This is a genomic window from Pseudomonas helleri (genome assembly GCF_001043025.1).
Classification (GTDB): Bacteria; Pseudomonadota; Gammaproteobacteria; order Pseudomonadales; family Pseudomonadaceae; genus Aquipseudomonas; species Aquipseudomonas helleri.
Window position 1 is genome coordinate 246812 of the sequence record NZ_JYLD01000004.1, and the last position, 12931, is coordinate 259742.

11 protein-coding genes are annotated in these 12931 nt (G+C 60.7%); 2 read left to right on the plus strand and 9 right to left on the minus strand.

All coding sequences use genetic code 11. The annotated features are described in order from the left end of the window. The first annotated feature begins 156 nt into the window (after positions 1-156). A complete protein-coding gene (ampC, locus tag TU84_RS08750; RefSeq protein ID WP_409348686.1) occupies positions 157-1308 on the plus strand; it encodes a class C beta-lactamase in 1152 nt (383 codons plus the stop codon). On the opposite strand, the gene TU84_RS08755 is transcribed toward ampC, so the two are convergent. Further along, positions 1305-1949, minus strand: coding sequence for a class I SAM-dependent methyltransferase (locus TU84_RS08755; protein WP_048368655.1), 645 nt, complete (start codon positions 1947-1949; stop codon positions 1305-1307). The genes ampC and TU84_RS08755 overlap by 4 nt on opposite strands. Before the next feature lie 196 nt (positions 1950-2145). Next, positions 2146-3525, minus strand: a complete 1380-nt coding sequence (locus TU84_RS08760; protein ID WP_048368803.1) for a glutamine synthetase family protein — start codon at positions 3523-3525, stop codon at positions 2146-2148. 528 nt (positions 3526-4053) lie between these two features. Here TU84_RS08760 and poxB point away from each other — a divergent pair. Continuing rightward, positions 4054-5775: a ubiquinone-dependent pyruvate dehydrogenase gene (gene poxB, locus TU84_RS08765; protein ID WP_048368656.1), complete on the plus strand. Its 1722-nt coding sequence runs from the start codon at positions 4054-4056 to the stop codon at positions 5773-5775. Positions 5776-5812: 37 nt separating this feature from the next. Here poxB and TU84_RS08770 read toward each other — a convergent pair whose 3' ends face one another. The 7 genes from TU84_RS08770 to TU84_RS08800 all read right to left on the minus strand — a co-directional run bounded on the left by TU84_RS08770 (position 5813) and on the right by TU84_RS08800 (position 12920). After that, positions 5813-6967, minus strand: a complete 1155-nt coding sequence (locus TU84_RS08770; protein WP_048368657.1) for an iron-containing alcohol dehydrogenase — start codon at positions 6965-6967, stop codon at positions 5813-5815. A 94-nt stretch (positions 6968-7061) separates the two neighbouring features. Further along, the gene (locus tag TU84_RS08775; RefSeq protein ID WP_048368658.1) at positions 7062-8216 is read right to left on the minus strand and encodes an iron-containing alcohol dehydrogenase; all 1155 of its coding nucleotides are present in this window, start codon (positions 8214-8216) and stop codon (positions 7062-7064) included. Between the two features lie 8 nt (positions 8217-8224). After that, positions 8225-8872 (minus strand): ATP-binding cassette domain-containing protein, encoded by a 648-nt coding sequence (locus TU84_RS08780; protein ID WP_048368659.1) that lies wholly within the window; start codon positions 8870-8872, stop codon positions 8225-8227. Beyond that, positions 8869-9639 (minus strand): ABC transporter ATP-binding protein, encoded by a 771-nt coding sequence (locus TU84_RS08785; protein WP_048368660.1) that lies wholly within the window; start codon positions 9637-9639, stop codon positions 8869-8871. Before TU84_RS08785 ends, TU84_RS08780 begins: the two co-directional genes overlap by 4 nt. Beyond that, entirely contained in the window at positions 9636-10580 is a 945-nt protein-coding gene (locus TU84_RS08790) for a branched-chain amino acid ABC transporter permease (RefSeq protein WP_048368661.1), read from the minus strand. Before TU84_RS08790 ends, TU84_RS08785 begins: the two co-directional genes overlap by 4 nt. Then, positions 10581-11480, minus strand: a complete 900-nt coding sequence (locus tag TU84_RS08795) for a branched-chain amino acid ABC transporter permease (RefSeq protein ID WP_048368662.1) — start codon at positions 11478-11480, stop codon at positions 10581-10583. Between the two features lie 117 nt (positions 11481-11597). Beyond that, on the minus strand, positions 11598-12920 hold the full coding sequence (locus TU84_RS08800; RefSeq protein WP_048368663.1) for an ABC transporter substrate-binding protein: 1323 nt from the start codon (positions 12918-12920) through the stop codon (positions 11598-11600). Between the last annotated feature and the right edge of the window lie 11 nt (positions 12921-12931).

The window sequence follows — 12931 nt, forward strand, 5'->3', positions numbered from 1 at the left end:
CCGCCCATGACTTGACGCGTTTCAGCCTCTAAAATATCGCGCTTGATTTACCCCGATGGCGTCGTTACGAAATATGACGTGACAAGGTAATGAGTGAATCTGGCGTTGTGCCAGGCGCTATACCCACTAATAAAATCGAGACTGCCCTGTATGCGCATTACCCGAACACTCTCCACTGCAGCCTGCGCCCTTGCGCTGAGCACCCTTGCCAGCGTTGCCCATGCCGAGCCCTTTGCCCCCGACATTGAAGACAGCGTGCAAAAAGCCGCGAAAGCGCTGATGCAGCAGTACGAAGTGCCTGGCCTGGTCATTGCCATCAGCGACAAGGGCAAACAGCAGTTCTACAGCTTCGGCCTGGCCTCCAAAGAAACCGATGCCAGAACAACCCCCGACACGCTGTTTGAAGTCGGTTCGATCAGCAAACTGTTTACCGCCACCCTGGCGTCCTACGCGCAAGTCGAAGGCAAGCTGTCTTTCACCGAGCCGGTCAGCCATTACCTGCCGCAGTTGCAAGGCAGTGCGTTCGGCAAAGTGCCGCTGTTGCATCTGGCAACGCACACGGCCGGGGGTTTTCCCTTGCAAGTGCCAGACAACGTAAAAAACGATGAGCAACTGCAGGATTACCTCAAACACTGGCAGCCGACTTATCAAGCCGGTACCCACCGAACGTACGCCAACCCCAGCATTGGCATGCTCGGCGTGATCGCCGCCAAGAGCTTGCAGATGCCGTTCAAAGCGGCCATGCAAAACATGCTCTACCCCGCTTTGGGCCTGAGCAGCACCTATCTGAGCGTGCCGGAGGACAAAATGCCGCTGTATGCCCAAGGGTATGACAAGCAGAACCAGCCGCGCAGGCTCACCCCGGACGTGCTGGCCGACGAAGCCTATGGCGTGCGGACCAGCGCTCGCGACCTGATTCATTTCGCGCAACTGAACCTGAACACGGGCAAGCCCGCATCGGCGATCGAACGTGCAGTGCAGAACACCCACACCGGCTACTTCCAGATCGGCCCCATGACCCAGGACCTGATTTGGGAGCAATACCCTTACCCGGCCACACAGGCAGACTTGCTGGAAGGCAACTCAAACACCATGGCCTATGAGACCAACAAGGCTGTGGCGTTGAACCCGCCGCTGGCGCCACAAAAAGCCGTATGGCTTAACAAAACCGGCTCCACCTCGGGGTTTGGCGGTTACATCGCGGTCCTGCCCGACAAACAACAGGCCGTGGTCATCCTGGCCAACAAAAACTACCCCAACAGTGCCCGCGTAGAACTGGCCTACGCGATTTTCAAGGCATTGAACTAAGCGCCTTTGCGCAACACATAAATGCTGCCCTGCGCAAAGCCGGGCAGCACATCGTAATGCTTGAGGATGCTGAAGCCCGCCAGGGCGAACTGCGTTTCAAGCTCATGCTTACCGATGACCACCCGCTGGCTGTCATGCTGGCGGGTTGTATGCCCAACCGACACCGACACAATCAACGTGTCGCGGCTAACCCGAGAGAGCTCACGCAAAATGGCCAGGCGGTGCTCGCTGTCACTGACGTGATGAAACAGCTCCATGCAAAAGATGCTGTCCACGGCGTTTTCAGACAAATCGATGGAAAACACCGAGCTTTTAAACAGCGTGATGCGTTTTAGCAGGCTGGCTGGATGATGGGTTTGCGCATGATCGAGCATGCTTTGCGAAGCGTCCGACGCCAGAATGACCCGGTTGCCGTGCTCGGCCAGCACCGGCCAGAAACGCCCGACGCCGCAAGCCACATCCAACACCAGCCCCGGCTCCCCCGCCACTTTAAGTGCACGGCGAACCAGTCGCTGCTCACGCCACCCGGCCAGACGCCGGACGAGCCCTGATGGCCGCACGGCCAGGCAGACCTGCGCATGTTCGCGGTCGTAACGCTCGGCGAACTCAAGCTCAATGGTGGAAGGTAGCTGCGATGACATGGGCCCGCGAACTCTTGTGTTTAGGGATATTCAACACAAAGGTTAAGGGGCAACCAGTGAAAAAAATGTTAGGAAAGTATGAAAAGCAGCGTGATTAAACACGCAATTCTGTAGGAGCGAGCTTGCCTCGCGATCTTTTAAACGATCAAAAGATCGCGAGGCAAGCTCGCTCCTACAAATTAATCAGCAACGCTGATTACGCCTGCTGCAAATACCAGCGCCAGTCCTGCTCGCCCACTTCGCCCATGAACTGGCGGTACTCGCCGTTTTTCACGGCCAGATACACCTTCAGGAACTCCGGGCCAAACGCCTCTTTGGCCCACTCCGAGGCTTGCAGCGCGCGCAAGGTGGTCAGCCAGTCGGTTGGCAGCAATTCGCTGGCCTGGGCGTAGCCATTGCCTTCAATCGGCGCACCCGGATCACGCTGCTCACGGATCCCGCGATGAATACCGGCCAGAATGGCCGCAGCGGCCAAGTACGGGTTGGCGTCTGCGCCACAGATTCGGTGCTCAATGTGCCGCGAATACGCCGGGCCGCCCGGAACACGCAAACTCACGGTGCGGTTGTCCACCCCCCAGGTCGCAGCCAGCGGCGCGTAGCTGTTGCTCTGGAACCGGCGATACGAGTTGGCATTCGGGCAAAACATCAGCAACGAGTCGAGCAAAGTGCTGAGCATGCCGCCCACCGCGTGTTTGAGCAGCGGCGTTCCGGCTGGTGCTTCGCTGGCGAACAGGTTATTGCCGTCCTTGTCGGCCAGGCTCACGTGCATGTGCAGACCGGTGCCGGCCAGGTCATCAAACGGCTTGGCCATAAAACACGCGACCATCCCGTGCTTGTGCGCCACGCCCTTGACCAGGCGTTTGTAGCGCACCGCTTCGTCCATGGCCTGCAAGGCATCAGCGCGGTGTTCAAGGGTGATTTCGACCTGCCCCGGCGCGTATTCAGAAATCGCCGTGCGCGCCGGAATCCCTTGCAGTTTGCAGGCGCTGTACAAGTCCGCGAGGAACGGTTCGATCTGCTCCAGCTCACGCAGCCCGTACACCTGGGTTGCCCGGGGCCGCTGACCGTCGGCATCACGGGCCGGTTGCGGGCGCCCGTTGCTGTCGCGCTGCTGATCGAGCAGGTAAAACTCCATCTCGGCCGCCATCACCGGGTAATAACCGTCAGCTTTCAGGCCATCAATAACCTTGGCCAGCAAATGCCGCGGGTCGGCCACCGTGGCTGGCATACCTTGGGTCGGGTGCATGCTGACTTGCACCGCGGCGGTGGGGATCAAGCGCCACGGCATGCGTTGCAAACTGCCGCTGATCGGGTAGGCCCGGCAGTCAATATCGCCCACGTCCCACACCAGCCCGGTGTTTTCGACGTCATCGCCGTTGATGCTCAGGCCCAGAATCGTGCTCGGCAGCGGCCGCCCGCTTTCATACACCGCCAGCAACTCATCGCGGTGCAGCAACTTGCCGCGCGGCACGCCGTTGTTGTCGATGATAAACAGCTCGAACATCTCGATATCCGGGTTCAGTTCCAGAAAATCGAGGGCTTCATTCAGCGGGGCAAACGGGGTCGTAGCAGTCATGGTCATGCTCATCATTTCGTATCAGACAGGCGCACGGGCGCGCCGAGGCAACTGCGCCTTTTCAAGGCAGCAGGCAGTCAGGACTTAATGCGAAACACGAGTATCCGGCGGGCGGGCATGCCGGCAGTGGAACAGGGCCCAAAAGGCCAATTTGGAAGGGAGTGCACAACGGCTGGAGGGGCAAGGAGCAAAGTAACGGGACCGAACGCCACGCAATAGCGGTGTCTGCGACACACTGCATCGTTCATGCGCTCCTCGCAAACCACCCATACCTTCGACCTTGGTCAACACTGAAGCCGTAGCCTCACACGACTGGGTGACCCGATGCAACACAGAGTTTCAGATATTCAGTTGCAGGCTGACTAAACATTAATCGCCCAGCCGCGCGCTAGAGAGCGGCACGGTTGTGGCACATGAACAGATTTTCATCGAACGTTTTAAAAACCGGCAAGGTCGGATGCAGTGTCTATCCTGCTTGGGCAAAGGCAACCCAAGCCATCTTTTATCTGACTTTGAGAGGCGTCCTCCGTGTCCAGAACAGTAGCCGATTTCATCACCGAGACTTTTCAGCAAGCCGGCGTTAAACGTGTGTATGGCGTGGTCGGCGATTCTTTGAACGGCTTTACCGACTCACTGCGCCGCCAGGAGCAAATCAAGTGGATTCACATGCGCAACGAAGAAGCCGCAGCCTTTGCCGCAGGCGCTGAAGCGCATCTGACCGGCGAACTGGCGGTGTGTGCCGGCAGTTGCGGGCCCGGCAACCTGCACTTGATCAACGGCCTGTTCGACGCCCATCGCAGCGGTGTGCCGGTGTTGGCGCTGGCCGCGCACATTCCGGGCAGCGAAATCGGCATTGACTACTTTCAGGCCACGCACCCCGAGAGCCTGTTCAAGGAATGCAGCCACTACGTGGAACTGGTCTCGCGCCCCGAACAACTGCCGCAAATTCTGGAGCGTGCCATGCGCATCGCCATCGCCAAACGCGGCGTGGCGGTGGTGGTGATTCCGGGGGATGTGGCGCTGCAGCAAACTGAAGCGAAAGTACCGAACTGGCTCACCCCGACTCAGCCGCTGGTTCGCCCCAGCGACAGCGATATCGATGAGTTGGCGGCGTTTTTGAATGACGGCAAAAAAGTCACCCTGCTGTGCGGCGCCGGTTGCGTCGATGCCCACACCGAGATCCTCGCCCTGGCCGAACGTCTGAACGCACCCATCGTGCATGCGTTGCGCGGCAAGGAGCATGTCGAGTACGACAACCCGTATGACGTCGGCATGACCGGGCTGATCGGTTTTGCCTCGGGTTATCTGGCCATGAAAAACTGCGACACGCTGCTGATGCTCGGCACCAACTTCCCCTATCGGCAGTTCTACCCGGAGCACGGTCACATCGCGCAGATCGATCTGCGACCCGAAGCGCTGGGCAATCGCTGCGGCCTGGAGTTGGGGCTTCTTGGCGATGTGAAGCTGACGTTGCAGGCCGTGCTGCCCAAGCTGGCGCAAAACCCGGATCGCGATCACCTTGAGTCAGCCCTCAAAGATTATAAAAAAGCGCGTCAGGACCTCGACGCCCTGGCTGAAAGCGGCCCCAACAGCGACATCATCCACCCGCAATACTTGAACCGTCTGGTCAGCGAGCTGGCGGCAGAAGATGCGATTTTCACCTGTGATGTCGGCACCCCGACCGCATGGGCCGCCCGTTACCTGAAAATGAACGGCCAGCGCCGCCTGGTTGGCTCGTTCAACCACGGCTCGATGGCCAACGCCATGTTGCAAGCCATCGGCGCGCAGGCGACCTTCCCTTACCGCCAAGTGATTTCAATGTCGGGCGATGGCGGTTTCACCATGATGATGGGCGATTTCTTGACCCTCAATCAGGTGGGTTTGCCGGTCAAAGTCATTGTGCTGAACAACGGCACCCTGGGCTTTGTTGAAATGGAAATGAAGGCGGCCGGTTTCCCGGACGTGGGCTGCGACCTGGACAACCCCAACTTTGCCGCGATGGCCGAAGCCATGGGCGTCAAAGGGATTCGCGTCGAGCATCCGTCGCAGCTGGAAGCCGCGCTGCGTGAAGCCTTCAGCCATGACGGCCCGGTGCTGGTGGACGTGGTCAGCGCCCGTCAGGAACTGGTGATGCCGCCGACCAAAACCTTCGAACAAGCCAAGGGCTTTAGCCTGTTCATGCTTAAAACCGTGATGGATGGCCGCGCCAAGGAGTTGATTGATCTGGCCAAGGTCAATCTATTGCGCTGAACGGAACAGCGGCGCCTGAGGGCGCCGCTGCTCAGGCTTAAAAAATACGCCGGTAAATCGCTTCAACCTCCTGCTCGTTCATGTCGCACGGGTTGCTGTCGATCAAGCGACGAATGCCCACCACCACCTCGCTGGCCATGACCGCCAGCGACGGCTCATCCACTTTCAACTCAGACAAACGCAGCTCCAGGCCGCTGTCCTCGACCAGGCTTTCAATGGCTCGCACAAAGGCTTCTGCGGCGCTGGCTTCGTCGGCAAAATGCTCGCCCGGCAACAGGTGCGCCGCCAGTTCGGCGTATTGGCGCTGAGCCGCTGCCAGGTTAAAGCGGAGCACCGGGGCCATGACCAAAGCGTTGGCGTGGCCGTGGGGGATGTGAAAGCGCGCACCCAGCGGATACGCCAGGGCGTGAATCGCCGCCACCGACGCATTGACGAACGCCATGCCCGCCATCAACGACCCTTGCAGCATGGCCGTACGCGCTGGCAGGTCCGTGCCGTCAGCCAGCACTTTGCGCAGGTTGCTGCCCAACAAGTTCAATGCGGCCGTGGCCAGACCATCGGAAATCGGGTTTTTCCGGGTGCGGCTGGTGTAGGCCTCAATCGCATGCACCATGGCGTCCAGCCCCGTGGCCGCCGTCACTTTGGGCGGCAGGCCCAAGGTCAGCAGCGGGTCGAGAATGGCCACGTCCGGCAGCAGTTGCGGCGAATAGACCGCCTGTTTTTTATTCTGCGGATCGGTGATTACCGACACCCATGTCACCTCCGAACCGGTGCCCGAGGTGGTCGGCATCAGCACCAGCGGCACCCGTTTGCCACGGGCTTTGTCGGTGCCGTAGAGGTTTTCCAGCGGCTGGTCGCTATTGGTCAGCAAGGCGACCAGCTTGGCGGCGTCCAGTGAACTGCCACCGCCCAGGCCCAGCACGCCATCGGCCTGGAAAGCTTTGGCCTGAAGGGCGGCTTGCTCAACCACGGCTGAAGACGGGTCCGGCGTGACGTGATCAAACACCGCCACCGCGCACCCGGCGGCTTCGAGTACCGCTTGTGCGCGGCCGGCAAAGCCGAGGCTGACAATCCCCGGATCGCACACCAGCAGCACCCGCTGCGCCCCCAAGCCACGGAACACAGTGCCAAGTTCTTGCAGTGCCCCGGCTTCGCAAATGATGCGCGGCACGCTTCTGAATTCATGGTTCATCGCTGACTCCTGTTAACTGATGAATGCGCCTCTTCGCGATCTTTTGATCGTTTAAAAGATCGCGAGGCGAGCTCGCTCCTTCAGGGCCCGGTGTTTACAACACCGAGGTGTAGAGGGCGTGGATGTCGTCGCGGTCAAGCGGGCGGGGGTTGTTGATCAGCAGGCGCTCGATTTTCAAGGCGTCATCGGTTAGTTGATTGATGTCTGATTCGGTGACACCCACTTCGCTCAGGCGCTGGGCAAACGGCATGCGCGCCACCAGTCGGGTCATAAAGTCGATAAAGCCGTCGCACGCCTCTCGGGGGCTGGCGAAGCGCTGCCCCGGTAACACCGCACTGGCCAATTGCGCGTACAAGGCTTCGGCGGCCGGGCGGTTGAAGTTCAACACCGGCAACAGCACCAAGGCATTGCTCAAGCCGTGGGGCACATGGAAATGCCCGCCCAGCGGATACGCCAGCGCATGCACTGCTGCCACCGGCGCGTTGGCGAAGGCCATGCCCGCCAGCATCGAGCCCAGCAACATGTTCGAACGCGCCTGCAAATCACCGGGCTCGGCCAGCACGCGGTCCATGTTGGCCGCCAGCAAGGTCAATGCCTGCACCGCCAGACCATCCGACAGCACGTTTTTTTTGTGCGCGCTGGTGTAGGACTCGATCGCATGGACCATGGCATCCACACCGGTCATGGCGCTGACAGCGGCAGGCAGGCCGACCGTCAGCCGCGCATCGAGCAACGCGATGTCGGGGTACAGCAGCGGGCTAACCACGCCCTTTTTCTCGTGGCCCGGGGTGGTGACGATGGCTACCGCTGTGACTTCCGAGCCTGTGCCTGCGGTGGTCGGAACCTGGATCAGCGGCAAGCGCGGGCCTTTGGCCAGGCCGATGCCGTAGATGTCCTCCAGCCGTTGTTCGTGGCCGCAGAGCAAGGCCACCAATTTGGCGATGTCCAGCGAGCTGCCGCCGCCCAGGCCGATGACCGCCTGCGCACGGCATTCGCGCGCCACCGCCACGGCGTCTTCAACGCAGGCCACCGGCGGGTCGGCCTGCACGTCACTGTACAACGTGACCTGCAAACCGCTGTCGCGCATGGCGTTGATCGGCGCGTCGAGCAAGCCTGCGCGTAGCAAACCGGGGTCGCTGACCAGCAACACCCGCTCGGCATTCAGTTCTCGGCACAAGGCACCCAGACGCAGTGCGCCGTCGATTTCGCAGATCACCCGTGGTGTGGTTTCAAAGGTAAATTTTGACATGGCGGTCCCTACCCTGCGGTCACGCTGCCGCGCTCGATGCGAAAGAGCGCATCGACCAGATCGGCAGAATGAGTGTCATCGGATTCAGATATCAGCACGCACAGCCCTTCACGGCCGAGCTTGGCGATCACTTCGCTCAGGCGCCGGGACAACACCGGCGCCACCCCTTCAAACGGCTCGTCGAGCAACAGCAACGTGTGCCCCGGCATCAACGCCCGCGCCAGCGCCACCAGCTTTTGTTGCCCGCCGGACAGTTGCATGGCCTTGCGCTCACGGAACTGGGCGATCTCCGGAATCAGGCTGTAGACCCACTCCAGACGGCGCTGGCTGTCAGGCAATTTGTTGGCCCAGACCGGCAGCAAGATGTTCTCTTCGACAGTCAGCGCCGGGATCAATCGGCGGTCTTCGGGCAGGTAGCTGATGCCCGCTGCGGCGCGGGTAAAACCCGGTCGGTTGCGCAGGTCCTGGCCGGCAAACGTGATCGACCCCGAGTCAGCCTCGAGCAGGCCCATGATGGTGCGGATCAAAGTGGTTTTACCGGCGCCGTTATGGCCGATCAAACCGACCATTTGCCCGGCGCCCACGTGCAACGACACGTCATGCAAAATCGGCACGCCTTCGATCGAGACGTGCAGGTTGCGAATATCCAGACTCATTGCGCTGCCCTCTTGTGAGCGTTTGGCCCGCCGGTGACGAACTCTTGCACGCGGGGGTTGGCCAGCACCGCTTCAGGCGCCCCGTCGGCCAGCACTTCACCGCTGTAGAACGCCAGAATTCGCGACACGTAGCGGCGTACCACGTCCATGTCATGTTCCACAAACAGCACCGTCACCTGATGTTGTGCGACCACGCGCATCACGGTGTCCATAAGGGCGGTTTTCTCTTCGGCACTGACGCCGCTGGTGGGCTCATCGAGCAGCAGCATTTGCGGGTCACCGATCAATGCCATGGCAATGTCGATCAATTTGCGCACGCCTTGCGGTACCGCCGTGACCAACGTGTCGCGCCAGCGGCTGATGTCGAACTCGGCCAGAATCGCATCCGCCTGAGCAATGCGTGACGCATTGCGCATCGGCGCCAGCAGCGACGGGAACGGGCTTTGCGCGGCCGAAACGGCAATCAGCAGGTTGTCCAGCACGCTCAGCTGCGGGAACAACTGCGCGACCTGAAACGAACGCGCCATGCCCGCCCGGGTGATGGCCCTGGGTGTGCGGCCAAGGATCGACTGGCCGTTGAACAGGATCTCGCCACGGCTGGGTTTCAGGTAGCCGGTGACCATGTTGATAAACGTAGTTTTACCGGCGCCATTGGAGCCAATCACCCCGACGACTTCGCCTTTGTGGATGCGCACGTTGACGTCTTTGGCCGCCGTTACGGCGCCAAATTCCTTGCACAGCCCTTGGGTTTCAAGAATGCAGTTCATGCCTTTGCCCTCCGCGCCTGCCCGGTGAACAGGCTCCACAAGCCTTTAGGCAGGAACACAATGATCGCCAACAGGGTGAAACCCAGAATCATCTGCCAACTGTGCGGCACCAGCTCGATGGCGTAGGTGCGCACCACGGCAAACAGAATGGCCGCAATAAATGGCGCGGCGACGTGGGCAGTACCGCCCAGCAAGGCGATGAAGACGAATTCGCCGGAGGTGATCCAGTAGGCCATTTCCGGGTCGATGTGCCCGGCCGACAACGCCATGAAACCACCGCCCAACGCCGACACGGCAGCGGCCGCGACATAGTTCATGTACAGCACCCAGCGCGGTGACTGGCCGAGGTATTCGACGCGCACTTCGTTTTCACGGATGGCCTCGCACATCATCCCGGCGCTGCTGCGGCTGTAGCGGTGCAGCAACACCGCCAGCAACCCCGAGCAGGCAACGATAATGATGAACAGCGCCAGCGGCGCCTGCCCGGCAGCGGGTGTCCAGCCAAACAGGGTCCAGGCCTTAACGTTGAAGCCGTCAGTGCTGCCCAGCGCCGAGCTTTTGACCAGCACGCCGTACAAAATCATCGAGAACGCCAGCGACAGCATGGCGAAGAAAATCTCCCGGTAGCGGGTCATCAGCAGCCCCAGCAGCATGGCCAGCAACACTGCCGCCCCCACCCCGATCACCAGCAGCAGGGCCAGGTCGGTGATGTCCAGGAAGTGCCCGCTCATGCCCACCGCGTAACCGCCGATGCAGAAGAACAAGCCTTGGCCAAAGGTCACCAGCCCGGCGCGCATTTGCATGACCACGCCTTGCACCACCATGGCCTTGGCCAGCGCCATGGTCAGCAAAAACACCAGCCATTGCGGGGCGATTACGCCGCCTGCAGCCAGCAGCACGGCAACGCCGAGCAGAATCAATTCGGTTTTACTCAGGCGCATTTAGATTTTCCTCGCCAGTACACGGCCGAACAGCCCTTGAGGACGCACGGCCAACACCAGCGCCATCACCCCGTAGATCACAAAAAGCTCGAACTCCGGCGCGTAATGCACGGCAGCGGCGCGGCTCAAGCCCACCAGCAAGGCGCCCACTGCGGCGCCTTCGATGCTGCCCATGCCGCCGATTACTACCACGGCAAATGCCAGCACGATGACTTCAACGCCCATGCCCGGCACCACCGAGATCGCCGGTGCGGTCAAGGCGCCCGCCAGCGTGCCGAGCATGGTGCCGAGCACAAACACCAGGGTGAACATGCGCCGCACGTTGACGCCCATGGCCATGGCCACTTCACGGTCGTGGATCACTGCGCGCAGCACCTTGCCCTGGTGCGTACGCTCCAGCCATAACCACAGGCCCAGGCCCAGTACCAGCGAGATGCCCACCAGCATCAGGTCGTAATTCGACACCTTGAGCCCGGCCAGCGCGCTGCGCCCCATCTCGGCATAGGGCTGATAGGCGAAATACGGGTTTACGCCCCAGATCATCTTCATGGTGTCTTCGAGGATCAGCAGCAGCGCGTAGGTGATGATCACCATCAGCACTTCGTCGCGGCCGTACATAAAACGCAGCAGGCCGCGCTCGATGATCAGCCCGACGATCAGCCCGGCCACCAGTGCGCAACCGAGCATCAGCAGATACCCGACCCAGACCGGGCCAATGCCGTTATTGAAATACCAGCCCACCAGAGACGCAGCGGTGTAGGCGCCAATGGCATAAAAACTGCCGTGGGCCATGTTCAGGATGCGCATCACCCCGTAGATCACCGTGAGCCCGGCCGCGACCAGAAACAGCCACGAGGCATAAATGGTGCCGTCTATCAGCACCGCGAAAAGACTCATCATTGAGGTCCTACCTTGGCAAGAAGGTGGCAATACCTGTAGGAGCGAGCTTGTCTCGCGATCTTTTGATCGTTTAAAAGATCGCGAGGCAAGCTCGCTCCTACAGTGGCCGTTAACGGATCAGTTGCACTGCGCGCCGGGGAAGCCGGCCTTGATCCAGTCCAGCGCGGTGGTGCCATCCGGCGGGGTCACGCATTCGCCCGAGAAGGCGATGACGTTTTGCACGCCGCCTTTTTTGGTCGTCGGATCGTATTGGTATTCGCCGTAGGCAATCCCTTGCATGGCTTGATGGCCATCAGCGCGGGCCATTTGCACGGTGCCGGACACCGACTCAAAAGTCGCACCCTTGAACGCCTGGGCGATTTGCAGCGGGGTCGGGATTTTGCCCGGCTCAACCTTGGCGTTTTCCGCCGCGTGCTTGAGGCCCAATATGGCCTGGGCCATTTTGCTGGCCGGATACGTCGGCGCGGTTTTGTAGGCGGCCTGGTACTGGCCTTTAAACCAGCCGTTGAGGGTGTTATCCGGCGCAAAAGCACCGAACGGACCACGGCCACCAATGATCATGCCGTTAGGCGCCTGATCTTTATAACGGTCGATGGCCGACTCGCCGCAGGTCAGCACAGCGGTAGCGTCTTCGAGCAAGCCACGGGCGTTGGCTTGCAACACCAGAGCCTCCATGTCGCCGCCCCAGAAGCTGGAGTGGATGATGTCCGGGCGCTTGACCGAGATCGCGGAAATTTCAGCGCCGTACTGGCCCTGGAACACTTTGGGCATTTGCGACTCCACCACTTTGGCCTTGGGCATCAGTTGCTCCATGGAGTGGGTGAAGTCGTTCCAGCTGTCCTGGCCCCAGGCGTAGTTCTGCTGAATACCGGCGACTTTCTGTGCGTCCGGGCGCACCTTGGCCAGGTAACGGGCGGCGCCAATGTTGTCCACCGCCGCATCGAGGCTGGTGCGGAACACGTACTGCGGGGTTTTGTCTTCTTTGAACAACTGCGAGGTGCCGCAGTCGTAGAACACCGTCATGGCGCCCAGCTCTTCGGCAACCGGCGCAATGGCCAGGCAGTCTCCGGAAGAGATATAGCCCACCACCGCATCGACCTTCTGGCGCTGCACCAGGTTACGGAATTCCTCGACCTGTTTGGCCGCCCCACCCGCTTCGTCAATCATGACCATTTCAATTTCGGCACCGTTGATGCCGATCTTGTCGTAGGGCGCAGGCAACTGGCCTTTGTTTAAGCCTTCGACCAGCACCTTGGCGGCATTCGCTGACGGCTCGCCAAATGGGCCAGCGGCCGGCCCCGACAGAAAGGTCACCACGCCAATGCGGAACTTGCCGTTTTCAGCAGCCTGTACCCCGACGCTTAATGACAACGCCAGCCCGGCAGCCGTGATGGCAAAGGCCAAAGGGTGTTTCAACATGCTTTTCTTGGAATTATTCATGCTTGCTTCTC